The 26,325-nt window shown below is 68.3% G+C and carries 25 protein-coding genes and 1 pseudogene; 4 read left to right on the top strand and 22 right to left on the bottom strand.

The window, feature by feature from the left end:
* Positions 1-16 precede the first annotated feature (16 nt).
* The 6 genes and pseudogenes from mnmA to epsC form a co-directional block, all read right to left on the bottom strand.
* Positions 17-1,180: a tRNA 2-thiouridine(34) synthase MnmA gene (gene mnmA, locus ACWPN8_RS11265; RefSeq protein WP_492240819.1), complete on the bottom strand. Its 1,164-nt coding sequence runs from the start codon at positions 1,178-1,180 to the stop codon at positions 17-19.
* Positions 1,181-1,310: 130 nt separating this feature from the next.
* A complete protein-coding gene (locus tag ACWPN8_RS11260; RefSeq protein WP_109086201.1) occupies positions 1,311-1,640 on the bottom strand; it encodes a ferredoxin family 2Fe-2S iron-sulfur cluster binding protein in 330 nt (109 codons plus the stop codon).
* A gap of 62 nt (positions 1,641-1,702) precedes the next feature.
* Positions 1,703-2,401, bottom strand: coding sequence for a molecular chaperone DnaJ (locus ACWPN8_RS11255; protein WP_492240818.1), 699 nt, complete (start codon positions 2,399-2,401; stop codon positions 1,703-1,705).
* A gap of 204 nt (positions 2,402-2,605) precedes the next feature.
* A complete protein-coding gene (locus ACWPN8_RS11250; RefSeq protein WP_492240817.1) occupies positions 2,606-3,757 on the bottom strand; it encodes a cysteine desulfurase family protein in 1,152 nt (383 codons plus the stop codon).
* Between the two features lie 45 nt (positions 3,758-3,802).
* A pseudogene (locus tag ACWPN8_RS11245) lies at positions 3,803-4,286 on the bottom strand (Rrf2 family transcriptional regulator).
* Positions 4,283-5,068, bottom strand: a complete 786-nt coding sequence (gene epsC, locus ACWPN8_RS11240; protein ID WP_109096564.1) for a serine O-acetyltransferase EpsC — start codon at positions 5,066-5,068, stop codon at positions 4,283-4,285. The pseudogene ACWPN8_RS11245 and the gene epsC overlap by 4 nt, the downstream one beginning before the upstream one ends.
* A 346-nt stretch (positions 5,069-5,414) precedes the next feature.
* Here epsC and ACWPN8_RS11235 point away from each other — a divergent pair, with 346 nt between their 5' ends.
* On the top strand, positions 5,415-6,077 hold the full coding sequence (locus tag ACWPN8_RS11235; protein WP_085089866.1) for an alpha/beta hydrolase: 663 nt from the start codon (positions 5,415-5,417) through the stop codon (positions 6,075-6,077).
* Between the two features lie 59 nt (positions 6,078-6,136).
* On the opposite strand, the gene ACWPN8_RS11230 is transcribed toward ACWPN8_RS11235, so the two are convergent.
* The 7 genes from ACWPN8_RS11230 to ACWPN8_RS11200 all read right to left on the bottom strand — a co-directional run bounded on the left by ACWPN8_RS11230 (position 6,137) and on the right by ACWPN8_RS11200 (position 10,990).
* Positions 6,137-6,556, bottom strand: a complete 420-nt coding sequence (locus ACWPN8_RS11230) for a DUF2155 domain-containing protein (protein WP_247872836.1) — start codon at positions 6,554-6,556, stop codon at positions 6,137-6,139.
* A 151-nt stretch (positions 6,557-6,707) separates the two neighbouring features.
* A complete protein-coding gene (locus ACWPN8_RS11225; RefSeq protein ID WP_109096565.1) occupies positions 6,708-6,974 on the bottom strand; it encodes a hypothetical protein in 267 nt (88 codons plus the stop codon).
* A 118-nt stretch (positions 6,975-7,092) separates the two neighbouring features.
* Positions 7,093-7,614 carry an outer membrane lipid asymmetry maintenance protein MlaD gene (gene mlaD, locus ACWPN8_RS11220; protein ID WP_109096566.1) on the bottom strand — a complete coding sequence of 174 codons (522 nt, stop codon included), beginning with the start codon at positions 7,612-7,614 and terminating at the stop codon, positions 7,093-7,095.
* A gap of 103 nt (positions 7,615-7,717) precedes the next feature.
* Positions 7,718-8,110, bottom strand: coding sequence for an NADH:ubiquinone oxidoreductase subunit NDUFA12 (locus tag ACWPN8_RS11215; RefSeq protein ID WP_098739448.1), 393 nt, complete (start codon positions 8,108-8,110; stop codon positions 7,718-7,720).
* Between the two features lie 134 nt (positions 8,111-8,244).
* Positions 8,245-8,652, bottom strand: a complete 408-nt coding sequence (locus ACWPN8_RS11210) for a hypothetical protein (RefSeq protein WP_109096567.1) — start codon at positions 8,650-8,652, stop codon at positions 8,245-8,247.
* Positions 8,653-8,663: 11 nt separating this feature from the next.
* Positions 8,664-9,914, bottom strand: coding sequence for an MFS transporter (locus ACWPN8_RS11205; RefSeq protein ID WP_492240816.1), 1,251 nt, complete (start codon positions 9,912-9,914; stop codon positions 8,664-8,666).
* Between the two features lie 122 nt (positions 9,915-10,036).
* Positions 10,037-10,990: a LysR family transcriptional regulator gene (locus ACWPN8_RS11200; RefSeq protein WP_492240815.1), complete on the bottom strand. Its 954-nt coding sequence runs from the start codon at positions 10,988-10,990 to the stop codon at positions 10,037-10,039.
* 121 nt (positions 10,991-11,111) lie between these two features.
* Between ACWPN8_RS11200 and ACWPN8_RS11195 the strand changes: the two genes are divergently transcribed.
* A complete protein-coding gene (locus tag ACWPN8_RS11195) occupies positions 11,112-11,579 on the top strand; it encodes an NUDIX hydrolase (protein WP_492240814.1) in 468 nt (155 codons plus the stop codon).
* On the opposite strand, the gene ACWPN8_RS11190 is transcribed toward ACWPN8_RS11195, so the two are convergent.
* The 9 genes from ACWPN8_RS11190 to hisS all read right to left on the bottom strand — a co-directional run bounded on the left by ACWPN8_RS11190 (position 11,533) and on the right by hisS (position 24,234).
* Complete coding sequence (locus ACWPN8_RS11190) at positions 11,533-12,420, bottom strand: EAL domain-containing protein (RefSeq protein WP_247872837.1); 888 nt, start codon at positions 12,418-12,420, stop codon at positions 11,533-11,535. The two genes, ACWPN8_RS11195 and ACWPN8_RS11190, sit on opposite strands and share 47 nt — an antisense overlap.
* Before the next feature lie 205 nt (positions 12,421-12,625).
* A complete protein-coding gene (locus tag ACWPN8_RS11185) occupies positions 12,626-14,296 on the bottom strand; it encodes a Na/Pi cotransporter family protein (RefSeq protein ID WP_492240813.1) in 1,671 nt (556 codons plus the stop codon).
* A 149-nt stretch (positions 14,297-14,445) separates the two neighbouring features.
* Complete coding sequence (gene ychF / locus ACWPN8_RS11180; RefSeq protein WP_492240812.1) at positions 14,446-15,546, bottom strand: redox-regulated ATPase YchF; 1,101 nt, start codon at positions 15,544-15,546, stop codon at positions 14,446-14,448.
* Between the two features lie 113 nt (positions 15,547-15,659).
* Positions 15,660-16,232, bottom strand: a complete 573-nt coding sequence (gene pth, locus ACWPN8_RS11175; protein WP_109096574.1) for an aminoacyl-tRNA hydrolase — start codon at positions 16,230-16,232, stop codon at positions 15,660-15,662.
* Between the two features lie 96 nt (positions 16,233-16,328).
* Positions 16,329-16,925: a 50S ribosomal protein L25/general stress protein Ctc gene (locus ACWPN8_RS11170; RefSeq protein WP_109052151.1), complete on the bottom strand. Its 597-nt coding sequence runs from the start codon at positions 16,923-16,925 to the stop codon at positions 16,329-16,331.
* A gap of 210 nt (positions 16,926-17,135) precedes the next feature.
* Positions 17,136-17,396 carry a hypothetical protein gene (locus ACWPN8_RS11165; protein WP_146208015.1) on the bottom strand — a complete coding sequence of 87 codons (261 nt, stop codon included), beginning with the start codon at positions 17,394-17,396 and terminating at the stop codon, positions 17,136-17,138.
* A gap of 118 nt (positions 17,397-17,514) precedes the next feature.
* Entirely contained in the window at positions 17,515-19,455 is a 1,941-nt protein-coding gene (locus ACWPN8_RS11160; protein ID WP_158285364.1) for a S8 family peptidase, read from the bottom strand.
* 289 nt (positions 19,456-19,744) lie between these two features.
* A complete protein-coding gene (locus tag ACWPN8_RS11155) occupies positions 19,745-22,789 on the bottom strand; it encodes a transglycosylase domain-containing protein (RefSeq protein ID WP_492240811.1) in 3,045 nt (1,014 codons plus the stop codon).
* A 95-nt stretch (positions 22,790-22,884) separates the two neighbouring features.
* On the bottom strand, positions 22,885-24,234 hold the full coding sequence (hisS, locus tag ACWPN8_RS11150) for a histidine--tRNA ligase (RefSeq protein WP_492240810.1): 1,350 nt from the start codon (positions 24,232-24,234) through the stop codon (positions 22,885-22,887).
* Between the two features lie 206 nt (positions 24,235-24,440).
* Here hisS and ACWPN8_RS11145 point away from each other — a divergent pair, with 206 nt between their 5' ends.
* Both ACWPN8_RS11145 and pyrC read left to right on the top strand, forming a co-directional pair.
* A complete protein-coding gene (locus ACWPN8_RS11145) occupies positions 24,441-25,049 on the top strand; it encodes a hypothetical protein (RefSeq protein WP_492240809.1) in 609 nt (202 codons plus the stop codon).
* 196 nt (positions 25,050-25,245) lie between these two features.
* Positions 25,246-26,301 carry a dihydroorotase gene (gene pyrC / locus ACWPN8_RS11140; RefSeq protein ID WP_109096580.1) on the top strand — a complete coding sequence of 352 codons (1,056 nt, stop codon included), beginning with the start codon at positions 25,246-25,248 and terminating at the stop codon, positions 26,299-26,301.
* Positions 26,302-26,325: the final 24 nt, after the last annotated feature.

Raw genomic sequence — 26,325 nt, 5'->3', positions numbered from 1 at the left:
CGCATAACCCTCTGATTCAGGCTGCCGTTTCCCCCGCCTCCATACCCTCGCCCACTCCGCCGGCGGTGGCGGAAATCCAGCCGCCGCCCAGCACGCGGTCGCCCTGATAGACGACGCAGGCCTGGCCCGGGGCGATGCCGTGCTGAGGCTCCAGCAGCTCGACCTGCGCGGTGCCGTCCGGGCCGGCGCGCCACAGGGCAGGGGAGGCCGGCTGGGCGGAGCGGAGCTTCACCGAAACCTCGATCCCGGCGCTATCGGCCATATCGGGGCCCAGCCAGTTCACGTCGCGCACCGTCACCAGCGAGCGGGCGAGGTCGCGGCGCGGGCCGACGACGACGCGGCGGCGGGCAGGCTCCAGGCGGACGACGTAGAGCGCCTCCTCCTCCTGGCCGCGGATGCCGCCGATGCCCAGCCCCTTGCGCTGGCCGACCGTGTAGTGGACGACGCCCTTGTGGCGGCCGAGAACGTGGCCATCGACATGGACGATGTCGCCGGGCTCGACGGAGCCGGGGCGCAGTTTCGCCACCACCTCGGCATAGTTGCCGTTGGGGACGAAGCAGATGTCCTGGCTGTCGGGCTTGGCCGCCACCTCCAGCCCGTGGCGCTCGGCCAGGGCGCGGGTTTCCGGCTTGGTCAGGCCGCCGAGGGGAAAGCGCAGGAACTCCAGCTGTTCGCGCGTGGTGGCGAACAGGAAATAGCTCTGGTCCTTGGCGGGATCGACGGCGCGATGCAGCTCGGCGCCATGCGGGCCGGCGATGCGGCGGACATAATGGCCGGTGGCCAGCGCTTCGGCACCCAGGTCGCGGGCGGTGTTCAGCAGGTCGCGGAATTTGACCCGCTGGTTGCAGCGCACGCAGGGGATCGGCGTCTCGCCGCGCAGATAGCTGTCGGCGAAATCGTCCATCACGTCCTGGCTGAAGCGGCCTTCGTAATCCAGGACGTAATGCGGGATGCCGATGCGGTCGGCGACCTGACGGGCGTCGTAGATGTCCTGGCCGGCGCAGCAGGCGCCCGGCTTCTGCAAGGCGAGGCCGTGGTCGTAGAGCTGCAGCGTGATGCCGACGACGTCATAGCCCTCCTCCCGCAGCACGGCCGCGGTGACGGAGGAATCCACCCCGCCGGACATCGCGACGACGACGCGGGTGTCCTGGGGGCGCTTGGAAAGACCGAGGGAGTTCATGGCGCCCTATATAAGGCGGGCAGGCGCCCGGAAAAGGCAGGAATGCGCAGCAGGGGACAACACAAGCGGCCGCCGGGTGCCGCAGCGCGCGGCGCCGTCCCGGCGGCCGGAACAGGGTTCCCCCGAACGCTTACTTCATCGCGTTGTTGCTGCCGCCCGGCAGGCGGACGACGAGGCCGTCCAGCTCTTCGGTCATGATGATCTGGCAGCCCAGGCGCGAGGTCTTGGTCAGGCCGAAGGCGAGGTCCAGCATGTCCTCCTCATCCTCCTGCGCATCCGGCAGGACGTCGAACCACTCCGGCTCGATCACGACATGGCAGGTGGAGCAGGCCAGAGAGCCCTCGCAGGCGCCTTCCAGGTCCAGGCTGTTCTTGTGCGCGATCTCCAGCACGGACAGGCCGAGCGGGGCGTCCACCTCGCGGCGGGTGCCGTCGGTCTCGATGAAGGTCATCTTGGGCATGGGGTCCTCGTTCTTTTACGGTTGCCTAGCGAATTAAAGGGCGATTGTAAGGAAAATGTGAATCACGGCCGCGGGGTCGTCCGCGCGGCACGGCGGTCGCGCACCTCGGTGGCCAGCGCTTCCAACCGCTGCAGCCGGGCCAGAATGCGGGCGGCACCGTCGGCGGCCGGCGGGCTGTCGGGTGTCGAGGCCGCCTGTGCCTTGCGGAAGGCCGGGGCGAGATATTTGATGCAGGCCTCGACCCGCTGGGTGAGGTCCAGCCCGATGCGGTCCAACTCCAGCACGTCGTCGGCACGGGCCAGCCGGGCTACGAGGTCGGCAATCTCCTCGTCGCCGTCCTCGTCGCCATCGGCCGGCGCACCGCCGATCAGTTCCAGCAGCGCATGGGCGCGGCGGATGGGATCGCGCAGCACGTCATAGGCGTCGCGCAGCGCCTCGACCTGGGCCTTGGCGTTGGCCTGCTGGCGCTGGCCGCGGGCGGCGAAACGCTCCGGGTCCATGGCGCGGGTGAAGCCGGCATGCTGTTTCGTCAGCTGTTCCAGATCGATGTCGAAGCGGCGCTCCAGCCCCAGCCGGGTGAAGGGGTCGAGCGGCCGCGGCGGCTGTGCCGCGCCGCAGGCATGGCAGAACAGGGCGCGTGGCGCCACCGAGCGGCCACAGGTGCCGCAGGGCTCCAGATCGCCGGCGATGGCGCCGGAAATGCCGCCGCTGCTGTTGCCGGGCGGGCCGGATTTGGGCGGGCCGGATTTGGAGCTGGTCATGCGCGCAGTCCGTCAAAACGCCGAAAGGCTCGGCCGATGGGATGATTTACCCGACATGAGGCCCCTGTTGTCACGAAGGCCATTGTCACGAAGGCCGCCTTCCGCGGGGTCATACCGATAAGCCGCATCCGGCGCAATGCGCGAATGCGGGCTTTCCTGACCGAGGACAGATGGTCGCGCAGCCATGGCGGGTAACAGCTGGGATCAGCCATCCGCGGGCGCGCTTCGCCGCGCCATCGCGGTCCAGGCCGTCAGGAAGCGGTCGACCGCCTCGTCATCGCTGGTCCAGCCCAGACTGACCCGGATGGCGCTTGCGGCGGAGCGGTCGTCCTCGCCCATCGCCGCCAGCACATGGGAGGGCTTCACCTTGCCGCTGGAGCAGGCCGATCCGGCGCTGACCGCCACGCCGGCGAGGTCCAGCGTCATCACCTGGGTTTCTCCGGCGAGGCCGGCCAGCATCAGGCAGCTGGTGTTGGCGACCCGCGCCGCACCGGCCCCCATCACCCGGGCGTGCGGGATGGCGGCCAGCGCCTCCCGCTCCAGCCGGTCGCGCAGGGAGGCACGGTCGGCGGCCTCCGCCAGCCCGTCCAACGCCAGCCGGGCCGCGGCGCCGAAGCCGACGATGCCCAGCAGGTTCTCGGTACCGGCCCGCTTGCGCCGCTCCTGCCCGCCGCCGCGGATCAGCGCATCGGGTTCGAGCCCCTCCGCCAGGATCAGGGCGCCGACGCCGGTCGGGCCGCCCAGCTTGTGGGCAGACAGCGTCATCAGATCGACGCCGAGATCGGGCAGGGACAGCGGCATCCGGCCGGCCGCCTGCACCGCGTCGCAATGGAGCAGCGCGCCATGGGCGTGGGCGATCCGGGCCGCGTCGGCCACCGGCTGGATCACCCCGGTCTCGTTGTTGACCAGCATCAGCGAGACCAGGGCCGGGGTGTCCGCAGCGGCCAGCCGGCGCTCCAGATCGTCCAGGTCGGCGACGCCATCGCGGTCCACGCCGAAGCGCTCCGCCCCAGGCTGGGCGGCCAGCACCAACTCATGTTCGATGGCGGAGGTCAGCGTACGGCGGCCGGGGAAACCGCGGAGAGCGAAGTTGTTCGCTTCCGTCCCGCTGCCGGTGAACAGGACCTGTGCCGGCTTCACGCCCACCAGCGTCGCCACGGCGACACGCGCCTCTTCCACCGCCCGGCGGGCGCTGCGGCCGAAGGCATGGACGGAGGACGGGTTGCCGACCAGATCCATCGCCTGACCCATCGCCGCCTTCACCTCCGGCTTCAGCGGAGCGGTGGCGTTGTGGTCGAGATAGACACCGGTTCGTCTGAACGAGGCAACGGGTGTGGCAACGGGCTGGGAAGTCACTTTTCAGAAGCGCTCAACGTGAAAGGCCACTCTCTTTGGTCTGCATCACTCGGCGGCAGCGGCGGCGCTGTCGGTGGCCGGGGCCGGGCGCAACAGGTTCAGGCCGCTGGTGCCGATGATCCGCCGCTCCACCACATCGGCGACGGTGACCGAGCTGAGATACATATGGATTCTGGTTGCCCAGCTCTTCCCACAAATCGTGGGTCAGGCAGCGCGAGCGGTTGGTGCGGCAGCCCTGCGGCGTGCCGTTGGCGCAGCGGGTGGTGCGGATCGGCTCGTCCACCGCCAGGATGATGTCGGACACCCGGGTCGCATCTGCCGGGTGGGCAAGCAGATAGCCGCCGCCGGGGCCGCGCACGCTCTTGACCAGACCGCCCTTGCGCAGCTTGGCGAACAGCTGCTCCAGATAGGACAGGGAAATCTCCTGCCGCTCCGCGATGTCGGCCAGCGCGACCGGGCTGCCCTGGCTGGTGGCGGCCAGATCGACCATCGCCATCACGGCATAGCGTCCCTTGGTGCTGAGTCTCATCGCGATTCTCCTTGCGCTTCGTGCATCCCGTTTGCGTGGGACGCCACCGTCTCTAGCGGTGTGGGTGTTGAACGGGGGAGGGCAGCGGGCGGACGATCCGCTTCCAGCTCGCCGACACGGGCCTGCAGCGCCGTCATCTGGTCGAGCAGGCCGGTCAGCGCGCGGGCAACCGGGTCGGGGATGTCGCCGCAGGGGGTGCCGTAGGGCATGAATTTGCGGGTTTCGGCGCGGTCGCGCGCCACCACCGGCTTGGCGGGAATGCCGACCACCGCAGTGTCTGCCGGCACGTCGGCCACCACCACCGCATTGGCGCCGATGCGCGCGCCGCGTCCGATGGTGATGGCGCCCAGGATCTTGGCGCCGGCCCCGACGATGACGCCGTCGCCCAGCGTCGGGTGGCGCTTGCCGGGATTGAGCGAGGTGCCGCCCAGCGTCACCCCATGATAGAGCATGACGTCGTCGCCGATCTCCGCCGTCTCGCCGATCACGACACCCATGCCGTGGTCGATGAAGAAGCGGCGTCCGATGGTGGCGCCGGGATGGATTTCAATGCCGGTCAGCGACCGGGCGATCTGCGAGATCAGGCGGGCGGTGGTGTGCAATCCGGCGTCGCGGGCGCGCCGGGCAATGCGGTGGAGAACGATGGCGTGCAAGCCGGGGTAGCAGAGCGCGACCTCGAGCCGGGACCGCGCGGCGGGATCGCGCGCCATGATCCCATCGATCTCTTCGCGAAGATGCTTGAACACGCCATCACCCGCCGTGGTATAGTCCGCCGCTCTCATCGGCCGCCCGTGCCCGGTTTCGGCCTGTCGGACCCTTGCGGTTCAGGACCTTCCGGTCCGAAACCTCGACGGTTCAGACCGGTAGGGACCCGGACTTATCGATGGGTCCGGCTAGCGCTGGAGCCGATCGGGCGGGTCAGGCGGGTTGTCCCGGAGGACGTTACGACGCATATATGATGACCAAGCAAAACGGTCAAGAATTGTGTGCGGAAAACCCCACTCCAAGACGGGAAAATCCGTGACGGGCCGGACGGCCCGTGCGCCGGGGCGGTTTGCCGGATGAAAGTCCGGCCGGTCGCCGCGGCGGTTCCAACAACCCTTTGTCCGCGTCAGGAACGTCGTTCCCATGCCTGAAGTGCTCTTCAACGGTCCCGCCGGTCGCCTGGAAGGCCGTTACACCCACGGCAAGCAGCCGAACGCCCCGGTCGCGCTGCTGTTGCACCCGCACCCGCAGCACAATGGGACGATGAACAACAAGGTGGTCTTCACCCTGTTCCAGTCGTTCACCAAGCGCGGCTATTCGGCGCTCCGCTTCAATTTCCGCGGCGTCGGGCGCAGCCAGGGCACCTACGACAAGGGGGAGGGCGAACTTGCCGATGCGGCGGCGGCGCTGGATTGGTTGCAGACCTACAACCCCAACGCTCCGCTCTGCTGGATCGGCGGCGTGTCGTTCGGCGCCTGGATCGGCATGCAACTGCTGATGCGCCGGCCGGAGATCGACGGCTTCGTGTCGGTCTCGCCGCCGGCCAACCTGTTCGACTTCTCGTTCCTGGCGCCGTGCCCGTCCTCGGGCCTGATCATCCATGGCGACAAGGACGAGGTGGTGCCCCAGGCCGCGGTGACCAAGCTGGTAACCAAGCTGTCGCACCAGAAGGACATCCGGATCGACCACCGCGTCGTTCCCGGCGCCAGCCACTTCTTCGTCAACCGCACCGACGATCTGGCGACCCAGGTGGACGATTATCTGGACAAGGCGCTGGGCAATCCCATCGCGGCGGTGGCCGAGTAAGCAGGATCAAGCGACGGAGAGCGGGGGAGGGGGCAATCGCCCCGGACCTCCCCACCTCCTCATTGTTCGCAGCCCAGAACCCACACGTCGTAGATCGGGTTCTCCATCGCCGACAGGGCGGGGCTGGAGGAGAACATCCAGCCGCTGAAAACCTGTTCGGCCTGCTCGCCGGGCTTGATCTCCGTCACTTCCAAGAAGGCGGCGGATTCCGGCGTCTCGATCGGCGGATTTTCGCGGCAGGCGCGCAGGGTGATGCGCAGGCTGCTCATCGCCTTGGTCTCCCCGACCTTCATGGTGAAGGTGGAGGTGCGGGCGGTCACCTTGTCCAGCCACTGCAGCTTGGCCGCCGGCCGCTCGATCATCTGGCTCGGCACCGGAGCGGCCTGAACGGCCACGGATGCCAGCAGGGCCGCGGCACCCAGCAGGCCGGCGGCAGGCCGGAGAAGATCGGGCCGGAGATAACTAGAAAGTCTCGTCACGTCGGATCGCTTCCGTAATTGCGGACGGCACCCCATGGCAAGACCCAGCCTGTCAGCGGGAACTGTACCGGGGTGCTCCGCCTTCTATCCCGGAAGCGGGGTCAGCGTCTAGTGGCGGGGGCGCCGGGGTGCGTTGTGCGGAAATTGCGGCTCAGCGCGTGACGGTGCTGCGTGACGCCGGCGCACTGTAGGTGGCGCCCGACCCGCTTTGTGCGGCGCTGCGGTCTTCGATCTTCTGGGTCGCTGCACCGGCGCCGGCACCCGCAGCCGTTCCGACTACGGCGCCCACCGGTCCGCCGACCACGGCCCCTGCTGCGGCACCGCCAAGTCCGCCGGTGGCCGATTTCTCTTCCATGTCGGCGCCGCAGGCGGCGGTCGCCAGGGCCACGCCGAGCGCGGCCAGATGGAACAGACGCATCGCGTTCCTCCTGCTTCGTGATCCGGCGGCGATGGCCATCCGGACTGGAGAGGGAACGCTTAGGCGCGGCCGTCGGTTCCGGCCACGCCCAGGGTTGGAAATCACTGCTGGTTGGAAATCACAGCTTCGGCGGCTGGGCCGGGGCCTGTCCCGGGGTCTGGCCCTGCTGGCCGTTGGCCTGATCGCCCGACTTGCTCATGCTCTGGAGCGAGAAGATGACCTGTCCCAGCAGCTGTTCCAGGCCCGGCGTGCTCTGGGTAAACTCGATCTTGCCGTTCGGCTTGATGGCGTCGGGATCGCCGCCCGGCTCCAGCGACAGGAACTTGCCGCCCAGCAGGCTTTCCGAGGCGATGACCGCCGCGGTGTCCCTCGGCAGCTTCACCGAATTGTCGACCGACAGGTGAACCACCGCCTGATAGGTGGTGGGATCGAGCGTCAGCCCGGTGACCGTGCCGACCTTCACGCCGCTGATGCGCACGTCGGCGCCGCTTTGCAGGCCGGTGATGCTGTTGAAGTTGGCGGTGACGTCATACCCCTGCACCTTGCGCAGGTCCGCACTTTTGTAGGCGAAGGCAAGGAACACGGCGGCCACGGCGAGCACGACGCCGCCAAGCACGGTCTCAATCACATTCCGGCGCATAGAGCTATCCTGCTGCGAATTCCCGAATCGAAACCCGGCCCGCATGGGGCCGGGCTTTCCGTTCCGCTTTCTGTTCCGACCCGATGGTCGGTGCCGGCGTGGATCAGCTCGGAGTCCAGGGCTCGTAATCGCCGGTGGCCGGCACGCGCTGCCCGCCGGCCAGCACATGGCCGGGCGGACGGTAGGCCTGGACCGAGCCCGACATGTTGGGCAGATGTTCCTTCTGCCACGGCTTGTGGTAGGCGCTCGACCCCTCGGGCAGCGGCTCCTTGGTGGTGTGGTGCAGCCACCCGTGCCATTCCGGCGGGATCTTGGAGGCGTCGGGCTCACCGGCATACAGGACCCAGCGGCGCTCGCGCGTGCCGGGCTTGGTGTCCTTGTTGCGGTAATAGACGTTGCCGAAGCGGTCGCTGCCGACCTTGGCGCCCCGACGCCACGTGACGTAACGGATGTGAATGTTCGCCAGTTTGGTGAACAGGGAGATCGGCTCGCTCATCGTCGCTCACGAATTCCGGAGTCTGGCCCCGCGGAAACGGGGCTGGTCGAATGCGGGCCGCACTATGACACCGCAAGGCACGCGCGTCCACCGTTGGTGAGGCCAAAGCTGCCCACAGGGTGGAAAGAGCGGAGCTATTGCAGGCGGGTCGCGGCGATCTTGGCCGTATCGACCGGGGTGGCGGTGCAGCCGCCCAGCGTCGGGCCGACCGGAAGCTCGCCGAAGGCCGCCAGCGCGCCCTCCGCCTTCAGCCGGCCGACGAATCCGGGTTCCACGCCGCGGGCGACCCAGGCGAATCCAAGCCAGGTGGATCGCACCGGCTCGCCCCCGGCCCGCACCATCGCCGCCATCGCCTCGGCATCGCTGGTGCCGGGGGAGAAGACCGCCAGCATCAGGCCGTCGGTCGTGTCGGGCAGCGCAGCGCGTTGCAGCGACAGCCCCATCAGCCCGGCCCAGACCAGCAGGACACCGCCCAGCAACGCCGCGGCAAGGCCGTGGCCGATGGGAAATGCAGCAGGGGAAGGGGCGGGGCTGTCGCTCATGGTCGTATATCTTACGCCTTTGCCTCGGCCGCCGCCAGCGACGGGGCGGGCTTCTCGGCGATCGGCCAGTGGACGATGGTCGCGAACATCGCCAGCGCCACGCCCAGCCACCAGACCACATCGTAGGACCCCGTCCGCTCATACAGCACGCCGCCGAGCCAGACACCCAGGAAGCCGCCGACCTGATGGCTGAAGAAGGCGAAGCCGTAGAGCGTGCCCATGTAGCGGGTGCCGAACATCAGCGCGACGAGGCCAGAGGTCGGCGGCACGGTGGACAGCCACAGCAGGCCCATCACCGCGGCATAGGCGATCACCGTCACCGACGAGATCGGCAGCAGGATGAAGATTGCCGTCGCGATGCCGCGAGAGAAATAGTTGGCGCACAGCAGGTAGCGCTTGCTGACCTTGCCCGCCAGGATACCGGAGGCATAGGAGCCGATGACGTTGAACAGGCCGATCAGCGCCAGCGCCCAGGCGGCGAGCGTCGGGCTGATGCCTGCGGCGGTGAGGTAAGGCGGCAGGTGGGTGGTGATGAAGGCCAGCTGGAAGCCGCAGACGAAGAAGCCGGCGACCAGCAGCACATAGCTGCGGTGCTGGAAGGCCTGCCGCACCGCGGCGATGTAGCCGATGTTGGCACCGGTCACCGCCGGTGTGCCGCTCGCCGTCATGCCCTTCGGACCGGGGAAGACGCCGGCCAGCAGCGGCACCGCGATCATCGAAGCGGCCAGCAGCAACAGGGCGGTCTGCCAGCCGAAGCCGGCGATGAAGGCCTGCCCCATGGGCGCGAACAGGAACTGGCCCATCGACCCGGCGGCGGTGGCGATGCCGACCGACCAGCTGCGCTGTTCCGGCGGCAGCAGCCGGGTGAAGCCGGCGATGATGATGCCGAAGGAAGCGCCGGACAGGCCCAGCCCGATCAGCACGCCGGCGGTCAGGTACAGCTCGACGCTGGTGGTGGCATAGGGCATCAGCGCCAGCCCGGCCGCATAAAGAATCCCGCCCCCGGCCAGCACCGGGGCCGGACCGTAGCGGTCGGTCAGCGCCCCGGCGAAGGGGCCGCCGGCGCCCCACAGGATGTTCTGGATCGCCATCGCCAGCGCGAAGACGTCGCGGCCCCAGCCGCGGGTTTCCGAAAGCGGGCCGATGAACAGGCCCATGCTGGAGCGCGGTCCGAAGGCCAGCATCGAGATCAGGCAGCCGCAGACGACGACGAGTGCAGGCGTCCTCCAGGAGGGCGCCGGTGCAGGGGTAGCGGTGGTCAAGGCATCCTCCCGGATCCGGGCGCCTCTGCGGGGTATCGCCGCGCGCCGGTGTTGTGAAACTGCTCTGCCTGCGACGATAGGCGGGCCTCAACAGTTCGGCAAATTCATAATCGGCAACCAGGTCATTCCGCAGCGGAATGCAGGAGGGGATGCTCATCCATCGCGTGCTTGGGCACCGCGCAACTCGGCAGGCGCCCGATTGCCAGTTCCCGCCGAAGCGCCTCTTCCAGCCGGTCGAAGACCGCGGCGATGCGTCCGGCCGTCCGCGACTGGATCAGCCAGATCGTCACCGACATCCGGAAGTTGGGAAGGTCGAGCGGGCGCACCGCCGCCGCATCGGGGATCGGCGCGATCAGCCCCATCGGTGCCAGGCCGAAGCCGACGCCGCGGGTCACCAGCGACACCAGCAGGCTCTGGTCGTAGGCCTCCACCGTTACGTTCGGCTGCAAGCCGAGCGGCGCCAGCGCCTGCTGCAACGCCTCGCGGTAACGGCAACCGTTCGGCTGCAGCACCCAGCCGCGCTGGTTCATGGCGGCGAGATCGCTGGAGGCGTCATCGGGAGAGGCGATGATGTTGACAGGCTCGGTGCCGATCCGGCGGACCGGCAGATCGTCGGGCGGCGCCTGCCCCTCGCACAGCAGGATCACCGCGCCGTCCAGCGTGCCGGCGCGGACCTGCTCGATCAGCGGGTTGCTCCAATCCGAATGCAGCCGCAGGGTCAGGCCGGGGAAGCCGGCGCGCAGCTCGTCCAGCGGCCGTCCGGTGGCCAGTGCGGTCAGCACATGGGCCATGCCGAGCCGCAGCAGCCCGCGTGGTTCGGCCGATCCGGCGAACGCGTCGGCGAAGTCGCTGGCAGCCGCGAGGATTCGCCTTGCATGGGCCAGCGCCAGTTCGCCATCGCGGGTCAGGGCCAGCGGCTTGGTCTGCCGGTCAAAGAGCACGACGCCAAGCTCCGCCTCCAGCCGCTGGATCAGCCGCGACACGGCGGACTGCGTCAGCCCCAGCCGGTTGCCGGCCTCCTGCACCGACTGCGCATCGGCAACGGCGATGAAGGTGCGGATCTCGTTGAGCTTCATGGGGCGGCCATTTGGTCGGGTAGGGTGTGCGCCGGTAGGACGCGGCACTGCATCTTCGCGTCTGGTGTACCAGTGTCGGACCGCGCTACCCTCGGGTCAAGACATCGATAGGGAGCCGTTCATGTCCGCCACTCCGCCCGACCGTTCCAGCCGCGAATATCCCGACCGCCCCTGGGTTGGCGTCGGAGCCGTCGTCTGGCGCGGCGACAAGGTGCTGCTGATCCGGCGGGGCAAGGCGCCGCGGATGGGGCAATGGAGCCTGCCGGGCGGGGCGCAGTCGGTCGGCGAGACGGTGTTCGAGACCGCAGTGCGCGAGGTGCGGGAGGAGACCGGGCTGGAGGTGGTGCCGACCGGGATCGTCACCGTGGTGGACGCCATCACCCCCGATGCCGAGGGGCGAGTCCACTACCATTACACGCTGGTCGAGGTGGCGGCGGAGAGTGCGGAGGGCGAGCCGCTCTGCGCCGACGATGCGCTGGAGGCCTGCTGGGCGACCGCCGATGAGGCCGGGGAACTGACGGAGTGGGACGAAACCCGGCGGGTCATCCTGATGTCTGCGGCCCAGCGCCAGAGCCCCCCGACCCGATAGACGGCAGGATCGCGCTGCGCTCGGCAAGGAAAGCGTCCACCCCGTCGGCGGACAGCGGGCGCGACAGCCAATAGCCCTGCAAAACATCGCAGCGGTAGGCTTGCAGGTAGAGCCGCTGTTCCGGCGTCTCCACTCCCTCCGCCACCACGCCCAGCTCCAGCGCGTGGGCCAGCGCCACCACCGCCTGGACGATGGCGGCGGCGTCTCGGTCCTCCACCATCGCCTGGACGAACTGCTTGTCGATCTTCAGCGCCTCCACCGGCACCCGGCGCAGGGTCGCCAGCGAGGACCAGCCGGTGCCGAAATCGTCCAGCACCAGCCTGATCCCGGCGCCCCGCAACCGCAGCAGCGCCTCGCGTGCCTCGGCGGTCTGGCTGAACATGCTGGTTTCGGTCAGCTCAAGCTTCAGGTTGGCGGCGGGCAGGCCGGTTTCCGCCAGGATACCCAGCACCTTCAGCACCAGCCCCGGATCGTCGAGCTGCCGCGCCGACAGGTTGACCGACACCGGAATGTCAGGATAGCCGGCGCGCAGCCAGCCGGTCGCTGCGACACAGGCCGTCCGCAGGGTCCATTCGCCGAGCAGGTGGATCGCCTCTCCCTGCTCGGCCATCGGCACGAAGACATCGGGGGGCAGCATGGTGCCGTCGGACAGGCGCCAGCGCGACAAAGCCTCGAACCCGGTCAGGCGGTTGGTGATGACGTCGGCCTGGGGCTGGAAGACCAGGGACAGTTCCTGCCGGTCGATGGCGTCGCGCACCCGCGCGGCGAAGCCGGCGTCGGATATCCCCTGTGTACCGGGTCCGTTCGCGGGTCCGTTCGACGTCGCGTGCGTGTTCGCCACCGTCCGCTCCCTCTCGACAACCATTCCTCGGCCCGACATTTCCCCTGGGGCTTGCTGCCATAACAACCACAGGAAGGATTTGTTAACCATGTCGCGAAAGAGCTTGACGAATTTTATATGGTTACGAAAGTGTTAACGTTGCTGCGCTGGTGACAAGAAAAGGTCGAAGCCGAAGCGGGGCGGTTCCCCAATAGGACGTGAACGGTCACGCCCGCGCTGCTCCCCGTTTGAGACGACTGGGCAGCAGCTCACCCGATTGATCGAGTACCGGATAGGCGGCGGCAACCAAGTGGGCGTTGATCCGGCGCAGGTCACGCAGGATGTCGAGGTGGTGCGCGCTGGTCTCCACGCTTTCCTTGCGGCCGGCGCGCAGGCGGGCGAAATGCGCCTCGGTGGCGCTGGTCTCCAGATCGCGGATCACCTCCTTTTCGTGGATCAGCGCGCGGGCGGAGCGGACATCGCGCGACACGAAGACGGCAGCGGCCAGCCGCTGGGTTTCGCTCAACCTTTCCAGCATGCCGGCGATCTCGCCGGCCCCCTCGGTGGAGAAGCGCAGCTTGCGCCGGATCTTCTTCGAGGCCGTCTCCATAAGGTTGCAGTCGACGATGTCGCCGACATGCTCGAGGTTGATGGTGAAGGTCAGCACGTCCGACATCCGGCCGGCGTCACGCTCGTCCAGATCCTCGACATTGATCTGGGTGAGATAGCCCTTGATCGCCTCGTGCAGCCGGTCCAGCACATCGTCCATCCGACGGATCTCCTGCACCCGTTTGCGGTCGTCGGTCTGGATCACGTCCAGCGCACCGCGCAGCATGGCGTCCACCGTATCGGCCATGCGCAACGCCTCGCGCGATGCGTTGGCGATGGCGAGGTGGGGGATGCGCAGCGCGCTGCGGTCGAGATAGAGCGGCATGGCCGGGTCGGCGACCGCCACCCGCTCCGGGAACATCCGTGTCAGTGCTCGAGCGAACCAGGGCAGCGGGCCGATGAACAGCCCGGCCATCGCCAGATTGAAGGCGAGGTGGAAGTTGGCGGCCAGCCGGGTGGCGTCCGGCGACACCGCTTGCAGGCCGGCGGTGATCGGCTCCAGCAGCGGCACGACGATGAGGCAGCCGACGAGGCGGTTGATCAAATTGCCGACCGGCAGCCGCCGGGCCGCCGGGTTGCGGCCGTCGCCCCCCGGTCCCTCGATCACCGGATTGACGGCGCTGCCCAGATTGGCGCCGGCCACCATAGCGATCGCGGCCTCCGGTCCGATCACCCCGCCGCCGGCCAGCGAGGCGATCAGCAGGATGGCGGCGACGCTGGAATGGGCGGCCCAGGACAGCAGCGCCGCCAGCACCACCGCCACCACCGGATCGGCGGTCAGCATCGCCAGCATCCGCCGCAGTATCGGCGCATTCTCCGCCGGGGCGATGGTCGCCAGCAGCAAATGCAGCGACAGCAGCATCAGGCCGAGCCCGATGGCGACCCGCCCCAGGTCGCGGCTGCGCGTCCGCGCCCCGCGGCGGAAGGCGATGAAGCCGCCGAGCAGCAGGACCGGCGCCACATGGGCGACGTCGAAGGCGAGGATCTGGACGATCAGGGTGGAGCCGACATTGGCCCCCAGCATCACCGCCAGCGCCGGCATCAGCGACACCAGCCCGGTGGCGGTGAAGCCGGTCGCCATCAAGCCGGTGGCGGTGCTGCTCTGCAGCAGCATGGTGATGCCCATGCCGGACAGGAAGGCGGTCCAGCGGTTGCGCAGCCCGGCCCCCAGGATGCGGCGCAGGTCGCCGCCCAGCGCACGGGTCAGCCCGCTCTGCACCATGTGCAGCCCCCACAGGAGCAGCACGACATTTCCGGCGAGTTCCAGCAGCACCCGTGTCGCCTGCATCGCACCCCCTTTGTCGGATCGGGGATGCGGTCAGGCGGCACCCCTAACTGAAGGGTAGGGCGCGCGGATTGTTACGACAATATGACAGTTGGATGACAGCGTAGGGGGAAGGGGGCGACAAAGCCCCCATCTCCCTGGTCATTCGAGTCTCAGACGTTGAAGCGGAAGTGGAAGATGTCGCCGTCCTGGACGACATATTCCTTGCCTTCCTGGCGCATCTTGCCGGCGTCCTTCGCCCCCTGCTCGCCACCCAGCGTGACGTAGCTGTTGTAGTCGATGGTTTCGGCGCGGATGAAGCCGCGTTCGAAATCGGTGTGGATGACGCCGGCGGCTTCCGGAGCCTTGGCGTGGCGGCGCACGGTCCAGGCCCGCGTCTCCTTCGGGCCGACGGTGAAGAAGGTGATCAGGTCCAGCAGCTTGAAGCCGGCGCGGATCAGCTTGTTCAGGCCGGTTTCCTCCAGCCCCATCAATTCAAGGAACTCGGCCTTCTCGGCCGGGTCGGACAGCTGGGCGACCTCGGACTCGATGGCGGCGGAGATGACGACGACCTCGGCATTCTCGGCCTTGGCCTTCTCGGCGACCTTGGCCGAGAAGCTGTTGCCGGTGGCGGCCGACGCCTCTTCGACGTTGCAGACATAGAGCACCGGCTTGGAGGTCAGCAGCATGAACTGCTTGAACACCGGCTTCTCTTCGTCGGAGACCTCGACCACGCGGGCGGGCTTGCCGTCCTGCAGCACCTTCAGGGCGCGCTCCATCAGGTCGGCCTTGATCTTGCTGTCCTTGTCGCCGCCCTTGGCCTTCTTCTGCAGGCTGGTCAGCTGGCGCTCAAGGCTTTCCATGTCGGCGAGCATCAGCTCGGTCTCGACCACCTCGGCGTCGCGCAGCGGATCGACATTGCCCTCGACATGGGTGATGTCGTCGTCCTCGAAGCAGCGCAGCACATGGACGATGGCGTCCACTTCGCGGATGTTGGCGAGGAACTGGTTGCCCAGCCCTTCACCCTTCGACGCGCCGCGGATCAGGCCGGCGATGTCCACGAACTCCAGCTGGGTCGGGATGACCTTCTGCGACTTGGCGATCTCGGCCAGCTTGTCCTGCCGCGGGTCGGGGACGCTGACGCGGCCGACGTTCGGCTCCTTGGTGCAGAAGGGGAAATTCGCCGCCTCGGCCGCCTGGGTGGCGGTCAGCGCGTTGAAAAGGGTCGACTTGCCGACGTTCGGCAGGCCGACGATGCCGCAATTGAAGCCCATGGTTGGGTGCTCGCCGTCGGAAATGCTGGAATTGACGCGCTTTATCCTACGATGGGGACCAAAGCGCAAACGCGAAGTGGGAGAGGGGCCTGAACCGGCAAGGCCGGCGGGGCCTATCTGCCCTGCGTCGCCACCGTCACCTTGTTCATGAACAGCTCCGGCCGGCCGTCCACGATCAGCGGCAGGTTGTCGGAGACGGCGTCCAGCAGCGGGTCGATCCAGCCCTGGTCGGCCTTGGCGAAGTCGTGCAGCACATAGCCGCTGACCAGATCCTTGTTGCCGGGGTGGCCGATGCCGAGCCGGACGCGCCAGTAGTCCTTGCCGATGTGCGCGTCGATGGAGCGCAGGCCGTTGTGGCCGCCATGGCCGCCGCCCTTCTTCACCCGGATCTTGCCGGGGGGCAGGTCCAGCTCGTCATGGATGACGACGACGTTCTCGGGCTTCAGCTTGTAGAACTGGAGGGCGGCCACCACCGACTGGCCGGACAGGTTCATGAAGGTGGCGGGCTCCAGCGCCAGCACCTTGTCGCCGGCGACGGTGCCCTCGGCGGTCTGGCCCTGGAACCGCTTTTTCCATGGGGTGAAGCGGTGGCGCTGGGCGATGGTCTCCACCGCCATGAAGCCGATGTTGTGGCGGTTGCGGGCATACTCGTTGCCGGGGTTGCCCAATCCGACCAGAAGCAGCATGTCCCTCACCCTCTATCCGGAACCCAGGCTCCACAAACGAAGCGGGGGGCCGAAGCCCCCCACCGTACCCAATCTTCTAAGGTCGAACGCTCCCGATCAGGCAGCGGCGCCCTCTTCCGACTTCAGGCCCGACGGCGCAACGATGGTCGCGATGGTGAAATCGCGGTCGGTGATCGTCGAGGTCACACCCTCCGGCAGCTTGACCGCGGAGATGTGGATCGAGTCGCCGACATCGAAGCCTTCGCACGAGATGGTGATGTGCTCGGGGATGCTGTCGGCCGGGCAGCTCAGCTCCAGCTCGTGACGGACGATGTTCAGCACACCGCCGCGCTTCAGGCCGGCCGACTTGTCCTGGTCGGCGAACTCGACCGGAACCTGCACGTTGATGCGGGTGTCGGACGAAACGCGCAGGAAATCGACATGCAGCGGGACGTCGGTCACCGGGTGGAACTGCACGTCGCGCGGCAGGACGCGGTGGGCAGAGCCGTCGACGGTGACGTCGAACAGATGCGTGAAGAAGCCCGGCTGATGCAGGACGCGGGTGAACTCGAACTTCTCGAGCGAAATGGTGACAGGAGCCTGCTTACCACCGTAGATGACGGCCGGAATACGGCCGTCACGGCGGGTCTGGCGGGCGGTCCCCTTGCCGGCCCGTTCGCGCGTCTCAGCGCCGAGCGGAATGATCTTGGTCATGACGATGCTCCAAAACGAAAAGGGCGCCGGCCTCCAGGGGTGCCGACGCGTGCGCGGCGTGCATACGGCAAATGGCGAAGCACGTCAAGGTCCGCGCGGAATGGAACGTTTGAAACATCGCGCCGCCGGCTGTTCACTGTTCCATCCCCACACCCTTCCCAACCGTCGCCGCCAGTCTGCCACGGCTGGGCGGAACGGGTGAAATTATCGTCAAGAAGACTGGAGCGGGCGCGAGAGGGCGATCGACCGCACGGCCGGATCGGCCTCCAGCCCGGCGAGGTCGGCCGCGGCGATCTCGGCGGTGACGATGCCCGGGGCTATCGGCCTGCCGCTGGACAGGCAGTCGGGGGCGGCGGCGTTCGCATGCAGGCGGACGATCACCGCGACACGCTGGGCGTCGTCCAGCGGCTGGGCCAGCATCGACGGAGACGGGCTTTCCAGCTTCCTGAGCGAGGCGAGGTCAATCGGCATGCCGGCCATCCATGGGGAAGGGGCGAGGGAAACGGAGAATGGTCGGTCCTCCGCGTCCGGGCGATGATGGGCTTCTCCCCCCATCGAGGCAAGCACGCGGCGATGCAGGCTCGCTGCCTCAAACCACCGCTTCAGACCTTGGCTTGGCCCCGCCCTGGGCGGCATGCCACTCGTCGAAGTCCGGGTTGCGGGCGGAGTCGTGGTCCAGTTCCTCCAGGATGGCCGCGGCGGATGCCCGTCCGTGACCGTGCTGCGGATCCCAGTCCGCTCCGTCGGGCGGATCGCGGCGGACCATGCGGATCAGGCGCTCGCGCAGCGTCGCATTGTCCATCGGCAGGCCCTTGCGGATCGACCGGGCATAGATCAGCGCGATCAGTCCGGTCACCGCCGGGGCGGCCATGCTGGTTCCGTATTTCTCGACCACGCCGGTCACCGTCCGCGACCACGCCGCCTTGACGCGGTGTCCGGGGGCGGAGAGGTCCGGCTTCTGCCGCCCGTCGCGGGTCGGGCCGGCGCTGGAGAAGAAGGAGATCGGCGTGCCGGTGGAGTGGGCATCGTGCGACCCGACGATGATCGTCGAATGGCCGGTGGAGATCGAGCCCAGCATGTGAGAGGCGACCGGCTGGAGGAACTGCGCCTGACCGGCGTCGAACCGCTCGATCCAGGCGTGATAGTCGATGGGGCCGTCGTCCAGCGCTTGGAGCCGGATGCTCCATTCCCCCGTCGGCGCCCCCATGGCGATCCAGATGCCGATCACATTGTCGTGGTTGTTGGGGTCGTCCAGCCGATTGACGATGAAGACCGCCGGCGGTTTGCCGGGGAGGCCGTAGGGCAGCGAGCCGTTCGGATCGACCGGCCCGATCTCGGTGCCGTCGGGGGCGACCAGCGTCACCGACAGTCGCCGCCGGCCGGGATACCACAGCTCCACCTCGCCGCCGGCGGACGTGGTCTCGTAGCCGGCGATGCCGAGCGTGGGAATGCCCAAGCCGATGGAACATGCGCCGCCTGCCGGGACGGTGCCGCTGGTGTGGGTTCCGCTCTGCTGGGAATTGCCGGCGGCGATCACCACGGCCCGGTAGGGAGCCGCGTTGACCATCGCGTCCAGCCCCTGTTCGACCAGCGAGGTGCCGTCATGCGGGCCGCCGTTGGTGCCCAGGCTGAGATTGACCACGCAAGGGCGGTTGCCGGCGGCGTTGAAGATGTAGTTGACCGCCTCCAGCAGTTGAACGGTGCTGCCCAGCGTGTGGTTCAGCTGGTCGGGCGAGTTGACCGGGGTGGGGAGCTTGGCATCGACGAAGATCAGCGACGCCTTGGCCGCCACGCCCGGCTGCTTCGATCCCAGCCCGTTGCCCGCGGCGATGTCCATGACATGGGTGCCGTGGGTGCCGTTCTCCTGGGGCTTGCCGGGATCGTCCTTGGGCGGAGCGTAGCCGAGGGCGTCGTAAGGATCGTCGGTGGCGAGTGCTGCGTCGATCTGCTCGGGTGTGTAGAGCGCGCCGTAGGGGAAGGGCGAGTTGGGCGTGCCGGACTGGTCCCACACCGCCAGCAGTCGGGTGCGCCCGTCGGCCTGCCGGAAGTTCCGGTGCATGTAGTCGCAGCCGAAATCGACCACGCCGATGATGACGCCTTCGCCATCCCGGTGCGCATGCTGGACCCAGGGCGGCAGCAGCCCAGGCACCGCGGGTTCGGGCAATCCCGGGACCGCGAGGGTGCCCAGCCCCATCTCGGAAATGGTGGCGTCCAGCGCGGAATGGGTCGGCTGCGCCGCCTTCAGGCTGAGCACCACGGCATGGGCGTGAACCGCCTCGACCTGATCGGCATGCAGGCGGCCGGTGACGATCCAGGAGCCGTCGGCCGCCTTGCCGATGGTGCTGGCGGATTTCACGCCCGGCAGGGCGGCCCAGCCGTCCGGCGAGGCGACACGGGCGATGACCGGCACCTCTTCGTCTGCGGCCGGCGCTGCGGCCACTTGGTCCTGCGCAGGGGCCTGTGCGGAGCGGGCATGGCGGCGGGCATGGGAATCGCGGTTGAGGATGCGGAGTTGGAGCCGATGGTCCATCGGGGTGCCGGGGCCACCCGGAAGGTTCCGCGCGGCGGAAAGATCGGGGGATTCGACCGGGGCCAGGCACATATGGTGGGCATGCAGCGGTAACCGTGGCGCCATTGGCGGGGGCCTCCGTAAGCTGGAACCGAACCACAGACCGCACTCCGGTCAGCCGGACGGGCAGAACCCTTGCGGGAAGGTGCGGGCCCCGCCGCGATGCATGCGAAAGACTGTTGTCCGCGGACTGTATATACTTTTACGAAAGATATTTTTCGGATTGCAACCGTTCAGGACGGTTTGGACCTCACAGCCCCGTCGGGGCCGGGCGGGTGTCGGCGGTGCGGGTGGTGCCCTGGTCGATCAGCGGCTGGAGCGCCGGGGCGAGGCTCTTCAACAGCTGGGCGGGCAGGGCGCTGGTGAAGCGGTAGTTGTCGGCCTCCGGCCCATGGACGAAGGCGGTCATCGTGCCGAAGAAGCGGTCGCCGATGTAGAAGACGAAGGTGGCGGTGCGGTTGACCGCCTTCGATTCGATCAGCACGCCGCCCGGACCCCAGCGGTCGAGCCGGTGGTCGCCGGTGCCGGTCTTGCCGCCCATCGGGACCGGCGCGCCGGTGGGATCCTTGAAGGACCCCCAGACGCGCTTGGCGGTGCCGTTCTGCGCCACGTCCATCAGGGCGCGGCGCAAGGTGGCGCAGACCTCCGGCCGCAGCACGCGCTCGCCCTGCAAGGGCCCCAGCCCGAGCTTCGCCTCATAGGGCGTGCCGGCGGCGAAATGCAGCGAGCGGATCTTCACCGTCGGCTGGCGCACCCCGTCGTTCAGGATCAGCCCCATCAGCTCCGCCAGCGCCGCCGGGCGGTCGGCCGAGCTGCCGATGGCGGTCGCCAGCGACGGCACCAGCGTTTCGAACGGATAGCCGACGCTGCGCCATTGGGCGGTGATGCGCTGGAACGCCTCCTCCTCCAGCCCGATGCGGATTCGGGTGTTCTGGGCGGCCATGCCCTTCTTGAACAGCCAGCGGTAGCTCTCCTGGCGCTCGTCGGCGCTGGCGGCCAGAACCTCGGCCCGCTTGGCGTCGGGATGCTGCTGGAGATAAGCGACCAGCCACAGCTCCAGCGGATGGACGCGGGCGAGATAGCCCAGATCGTTCAGCGGGAAGCGGTCCGGCCCATATTTGGAGTAGAGCGCCGACAGCTCGGTGTCGGACAGCGCCTTTCCCGGCAGCCGGCCACGCAGGAAGCTGGAGAACTCCGCCAGCCCGGCCTTGGGCCGCACGGTGCGGAAGATCACCGCCAGCCGGTGCGGCACCGGGCGCGAGCGGGTCGCCAGCCGGGCCAGCGCCTCGTCCGGGGTGCGCTTGCGGTAATCGTTGTAGAAGCGGTTGAGGAAGTCGGTGCCCTCGCGGTCGGCGAAGCGGGCGAGATAGGCTTGGCGGGCCGGATGGTCGGGGGTGCGCAGGATGTCGGCGCCGTCGTCCGCCCCTTCGTCCATGTAGAACTGGACGACATCGCGCATCAGCCGGATGAAGGGCAGGTTGACGCTGTTCCGCAACGCCTCCTGCACGGTCAGGATGCGGCCGTTGTCGTCCTTGTTGAAGTTGACGAAGCTGTGCTGGCCGCCGCCGGTGAAGAAGACCTCGCCAGGGCTGGCGGAATAGCGCCGCTCCATCGCCGCATCCAGCATGGCGGGCAGCCGGCGGTCGGAGGCAGCGGCAAGCCAGGAGGTCGCCCAGCGGGTCAGATTGTCCGACGCCTCGTCCTCGACATCGCCCAGCAGTTCCTTGGGCAGATGGGCGTAACGGCTGTGCAGTTCGGCGACGATCTGCAGATATGTCGCCAGCGTGCGCAGCTTGGCGGTGGAGCCGAGGTCCAACTTCGCCCCGTCGTTGATGTCCAGCGGCTGGTCGAGGTTGTCGGCCTGGACCCGCAGGTAATTGGCCTCTGGGCCGCGCTCGTAGAGGGTGATCGAATAGACCAGCTTCGACAGGTCGTTGTTGCGGGCGTCGAGCAGCCGCTCGCCGGTCAGCCCGAGCGAGCGGGCATAGTCGGGATCGTTCAGCCTGCCCAGCACCTCCACCACGCGGGACTGGGTTTCGGCATCCAGCGTGGATTGAGCGGTCAGGTCGAGCCGGTCGAGCGCGTAGAAGTTGGAGACGCCGAGCATGCCGAGCAGCCGGGCGCGGATGGCGTTGGTCGCCTTCTGCTCGACATAGGAGGTGGCGGGGCTGATCGGCGCCTCCTCGCGGAAGACCAGCGGGGTGGCCAGCGCCGCGTCGCGCAGGGCGGGATCGATCACGCCGGCCTGGGCCAGGGCGCGCAGATGGGCGTCGGCCAGCCGGTCGAGGGCGGCGCGATCCTGGATCAGGTAATGGGAGGGACGGCGCTGGGCCAGCAGCAGGGCCAGCACCTGCTTGTAGGCCAGCGCCTTCAGCTTCAGGGCGCGCGCATCGTCTGCGGAGTCGCTGAGGACGCGCTTGGCGATGGTGAGGTCGGTGCCGAACCAAGCCCACAGCCCGTCGCCCAGCCCGTTTACCTCGCCGAAGCCCGAGCGCGCGGTCAGCGGGGTGGAGTTCAGGTAATCGACCAGGATGCGGCGGCGGGCCAGCGTTGTGTCCTCGCCGTCGCTGTAGGCGCGGACGCTGGCCGAGGTCATCTGGCGCAGCTTCTCGACACTGCCGACGGTCTGGCCGTCAGGCGAATGGCGGTATTTCTCGATCTGGGTGGCGAGCGTCGAGCCGCCGGGCGAGCGCTGGCCCGGCCGGATCATCTGGATCGGCAGCATGGCGACGGCGGCGCCGAAGCGGTCCCATTCCACCGCCGGGTTGCGGCGGGGTTGGTCCTCGTCCAGAAGTTCGCGGTTCTCGATGAACAGCAGCGTGTCGGCGACCAGCTTCGGCACATCGTCGAAACCGTCGAACACCCGTTCGGGATAGCGCGCCGAATACATGACCGCGCCGTTGCGGTCGAGCAGGGTCAGCCCGGCCTGCGTCTTCTCGCGGTAGATCGGAAAGCCGCCGCCGGCCATGAAGCGGTCGAGCGCCGGTGACAGTACCGCCTGCCGCTCGATTGCGTAGACGTCACGGGTCAGCGCGTCGAGCTGGCCGGGCAGGGCGGTGTAGCCGAGCCGCTCGTTGTACGGCCCATGCTTGGGAAAGCGCGCCTGCGGATTGGGGCCTTCCTGCACGCTGACGGACATCGACTGGGCGACGCCGGAGAGCAGCCGGGCCTGGAGGCGGGAGGTCTCCATCTCCCGCCATCCGGCATAGCCGGCGGCGGCGAGCGTGATGGATAGCGTCGCCGCAATCGCGACCCGCCCGGTCCAGCGCCCGACCTGCATCCACCCCTTTGCCATCTCGGATGCGCACCCCCTGTCGTCCGACCCACCCGGCCGGTGTAGGTCGGAACGATAGGCGAATTATGGTTAACGGGGGTTTAAAGGGGTGCCTCTCACCCTTCCAGCAGCGTCTTTGCGCAGGCAGCCAGCTCCGTCAGCGGGACCTCGACCTGCTCGCCCTTGACCAGATGCTTCAGGGTCGCGGTGCCGCGGGCCTTCTCGTCGGAGCCCATCAGCAGGACGACCGGGATGCCGGCGCGGTCGGCATACTTCATCTGCTTGGCGATCTTGCCGCCGTCCAACTGGATTTCCGTGTTGATGCCGGCGGCGCGCAGCTCGCTCGCCATGCGGAAATAATCGGCGGACAGGGCCGGGTCCATCTGCGTCACCAGCACCTGGGCGGTGGGGGTGGCGTCCTTGATGATGCCGGCCTCCATCAGCTGGTAGAACAGGCGGGTCGCGCCGATGGAGATGCCGACGCCCGGCAGCTTCGACTTGGTGTAGTGGCTGGCGAGATTCTCGTAGCGGCCGCCGGAGCAGACCGAGCCGATGCCGGGATGGTCGTTCAGGAAGGTCTCGTAGACGGTGCCGGTGTAGTAATCGAGGCCGCGCGCGATGGCGAGGTTGATGCGCACCGTGCCCTCCGGCACCTGGAAGGCCTTCAACCCCTCGATGACGGTGGTCAGTTCGCCGACGCCTTCGCGGAAGAGGTCGGTCTCGATGTCGAGCGCGCCGAGTGCGGCCAGCGTCTCGGCGTTGGTGCCTTCCATGGCGATCAGCGACAGAATGGTGTCGGCGGCATGCTCGGTCACGCCGAGGCCCAGCAGGCTGGCGCGCACCTTGTCCTGGCCGATCTTGTCCAGCTTGTCGATCTCGCGCAGTACCAGCACGCGGGTGTCGGCGTCGGCGACGCCCAGACCGTCGAGCAGGCCGAGCAGGATCTTGCGGTTGTTCACATTGATGGTGAAGCCGCCGAAGTTCAGCTCGGTGAAGACATGGTGGATGACCGCCGGGATCTCGGCGTCGTAATGGGCGGACAGGCTGTCCTTGCCGATCACGTCGATGTCGCACTGGTAGAATTCGCGGAAGCGCCCGCGCTGCGCCCGCTCGCCGCGGTAGACCCGCTGGATCTGGTAGCGGCGGAACGGGAAGGCGAGGTCGCGCTCATGCTCCGCCACATAGCGGGCGAGCGGCACCGTCAGGTCGAAGCGCAGCGCCAGCTCCGGCTTGTTGCCCTGCTGGATGGCGCCGGTCGACTGGACGAAATAGACCTGCTTCTCCGTCTCGCCGCCCGACTTGGTCAGCAGCGTGTCGACCGTCTCGAACACCGGGGTTTCGACGGGGACGAAGCCGAACCGCTCATAGCCGCGGCGGATGGTGTCCAGCATGCGCTGGAAGGCCACCTGCTGGCGCGGCAGCAGCTCCATCGTTCCGGGCGGGGTGCGGGGCGTGATCAGGCTCATCGGAGAAGGTCCGCGCTTGGATAGGAAAAGCGTGGGTTTTCTAGCCCCTTTCGCCGGCCCCGTCACCTGCGGCCAAAAAAGGCGGCGGAAAAATTTTCAGGCTCCTCGAAAATTTTTTGGAAGGGCGTGGAATGAACGGCAGCGGGGCCACGTTCATCTAAGCACGATCCCGCAACGAGGATCGCTCACCGAAATGGAGAAACCAAATGTCCGGCACCGTCTTTGGGTCGCGTATCCGCTCGTCCGTTTCGACCTTTGCGTTTGTCGCCCTGATGGCGACGGCCCCCGTGCTGAGCGCGGGTGCGGCAACGGTCGCGCCGGCCGCTCCGGCAACGCCTGCCCCCGCCGCGACGACCGACTCCACCACGACGGCTCCGAAGCTCGACCAGAAGGCCGATCAGAAGGCTGTCACCAAGAGCGAGGCCACCAAGACCGAAGCCAGCAAGAGCGAGGCCCCGAAGACCGATGCCACCAAGGCCGACGCCACCAAGGCGGATGCCGGCAAGACCGAGGCGGGCAAGACCAAGCATGAGCAGGTCGCGGCCACCCCGAAGGCCGAAGTGACCAAGACCCAGGCCGACGCCGTCGCCAAGGAACTGGGCGCCAAGCCGACCGACCAGCTGACCGTCCAGCTCGGCAAGTATCACGAGCAGATGCTGGCCGCCCATGCGCTGAAGGACAGCGCCGCCCGCGACAAGGCGGTTGCCGACGCCCGGCAGCAGCTGGCCGGCATTGGCGGCAAGCCGGTGACCGCGGAGCAGGCCGCGAAGATCGACGGCATCCTCGGCCTGAAGACCTCGACCACCATCCAGTAAGGTTTCGGCCAGTAAGGTCCGGGCCAGGACGGCCAGCCCCCCGCCAACGCCGGCCGGCGGGGGGCTGCCGGCTTCTCCTCCCGTTTCCAGCCTGTGTTTCCAGTTTGGGGACCGCCTCTGTTGAGATGCCGCGGCGATGGCGATAGAACGTCGTCCAAGCTCACCGCCCCTCGACACCAGCGCCGGGACCCGACCCATGCCGAACGACCGTCTTGTCATCCGCCGTCCCGACGACTGGCATGTCCACCTGCGCGACGGCGCCATGCTGAAGGCGGTTCTGCCCTTCACCGCCCGCCAGTTCGGCCGCGCCATCGTCATGCCGAACCTGAAGCCGCCGGTGGCGACGGCCGCCGACGCCGTGGCCTATCGCGAGCGCATCCTGGCTGCCCTGCCGGACGGCGTCGCCTTCACCCCGCTGATGACCGCCTACCTGACCGACGGCACCGACGCCGCCGATCTGGCCCAGGGCTTCAAGGACGGGGTTTTTGCCGCCGCCAAGCTCTATCCCGCCAACGCCACCACCAACAGCGCCCACGGCGTCACCGACATCGCCCGCATCGCCCCGGTGCTGGAGCGCATGGCGGACATTGGCATGCCGTTGCTGATCCATGGCGAGGTCACCGACCAGTCGGTCGACATCTTCGACCGCGAGGCGGTGTTCATCGACAGCATCCTGGCCCCGCTGTTGGAGCGCCACCCCAGCCTGCGCATCGTGCTGGAGCATGTGACGACGGCCGACGCCGTGCAGTTCGTGCGCGCCCATGCCGCCAGCGGCCGGATCGCCGCCACCATCACCGCACACCATCTGCTGATCAACCGCAGCCACATCTTCCAGGGCGGCATCCGCCCGCACCTCTACTGCCTGCCGATCGCCAAGCGCGAAACCCACCGGGTGGCTCTGGTCGAGGCGGCGACGAGCGGCGAGGGGCCGTTCTTCCTGGGCACCGACACCGCGCCGCATACGGTGACCGCCAAGGAGGCCGCCTGCGGCTGCGCCGGCTGCTTCACCGCGGCCAACGCGCTGGAACTCTATGCCGAGGCGTTCGACGAGGCCGGGGCGCTCGACAGGCTGGAGGCCTTCGCCAGCCTGAACGGCCCGCGCTTCTACAACCTGCCGGTCAGCGAGGAGCGGGTGGCGCTGGAACGCCGTCCGTCGGTCGCCCCCGACCTGATCCTGGTCAGCGAGGGCGACGCCGTGCTGCCCTTCCGCAGCGGCGAGACCCTGCGCTGGAGCTTCGCCGGCGCGGTGTGACGGTCTGCGGACCGGTTTCGCGGA

Source organism: Azospirillum sp. UENF 112521, from assembly GCF_058780665.1.
Note: the sequence above shows the minus strand (reverse complement) of the source record. Positions and strands in the feature narration are given on the sequence as shown.

Coding starts and splice junctions, on each gene's coding strand:
- ACWPN8_RS11170 (WP_109052151.1), bottom strand. CDS start 16,925: ATGACCAAGATCATTCCGCTCGGCGCTGAGACGCGCGAACGGGCCGGC.
- ACWPN8_RS11195 (WP_492240814.1), top strand. CDS start 11,112: ATGTCCGCCACTCCGCCCGACCGTTCCAGCCGCGAATATCCCGACCGC.
- ACWPN8_RS11200 (WP_492240815.1), bottom strand. CDS start 10,990: ATGAAGCTCAACGAGATCCGCACCTTCATCGCCGTTGCCGATGCGCAG.
- mnmA (WP_492240819.1), bottom strand. CDS start 1,180: ATGAACTCCCTCGGTCTTTCCAAGCGCCCCCAGGACACCCGCGTCGTC.
- ACWPN8_RS11165 (WP_146208015.1), bottom strand. CDS start 17,396: ATGCCGATTGACCTCGCCTCGCTCAGGAAGCTGGAAAGCCCGTCTCCG.
- hisS (WP_492240810.1), bottom strand. CDS start 24,234: ATGAGCCTGATCACGCCCCGCACCCCGCCCGGAACGATGGAGCTGCTG.
- ACWPN8_RS11155 (WP_492240811.1), bottom strand. CDS start 22,789: ATGGCAAAGGGGTGGATGCAGGTCGGGCGCTGGACCGGGCGGGTCGCG.
- ACWPN8_RS11225 (WP_109096565.1), bottom strand. CDS start 6,974: ATGCGTCTGTTCCATCTGGCCGCGCTCGGCGTGGCCCTGGCGACCGCC.
- ACWPN8_RS11260 (WP_109086201.1), bottom strand. CDS start 1,640: ATGCCCAAGATGACCTTCATCGAGACCGACGGCACCCGCCGCGAGGTG.
- ychF (WP_492240812.1), bottom strand. CDS start 15,546: ATGGGCTTCAATTGCGGCATCGTCGGCCTGCCGAACGTCGGCAAGTCG.
- ACWPN8_RS11210 (WP_109096567.1), bottom strand. CDS start 8,652: ATGAGCGACAGCCCCGCCCCTTCCCCTGCTGCATTTCCCATCGGCCAC.
- ACWPN8_RS11185 (WP_492240813.1), bottom strand. CDS start 14,296: ATGCAGGCGACACGGGTGCTGCTGGAACTCGCCGGAAATGTCGTGCTG.
- mlaD (WP_109096566.1), bottom strand. CDS start 7,614: ATGCGCCGGAATGTGATTGAGACCGTGCTTGGCGGCGTCGTGCTCGCC.
- ACWPN8_RS11215 (WP_098739448.1), bottom strand. CDS start 8,110: ATGAGCGAGCCGATCTCCCTGTTCACCAAACTGGCGAACATTCACATC.
- ACWPN8_RS11255 (WP_492240818.1), bottom strand. CDS start 2,401: ATGACCAGCTCCAAATCCGGCCCGCCCAAATCCGGCCCGCCCGGCAAC.
- pth (WP_109096574.1), bottom strand. CDS start 16,232: ATGCTGCTTCTGGTCGGATTGGGCAACCCCGGCAACGAGTATGCCCGC.
- ACWPN8_RS11235 (WP_085089866.1), top strand. CDS start 5,415: ATGCCTGAAGTGCTCTTCAACGGTCCCGCCGGTCGCCTGGAAGGCCGT.
- pyrC (WP_109096580.1), top strand. CDS start 25,246: ATGCCGAACGACCGTCTTGTCATCCGCCGTCCCGACGACTGGCATGTC.
- ACWPN8_RS11160 (WP_158285364.1), bottom strand. CDS start 19,455: ATGGACCATCGGCTCCAACTCCGCATCCTCAACCGCGATTCCCATGCC.
- ACWPN8_RS11145 (WP_492240809.1), top strand. CDS start 24,441: ATGTCCGGCACCGTCTTTGGGTCGCGTATCCGCTCGTCCGTTTCGACC.
- epsC (WP_109096564.1), bottom strand. CDS start 5,068: ATGAGAGCGGCGGACTATACCACGGCGGGTGATGGCGTGTTCAAGCAT.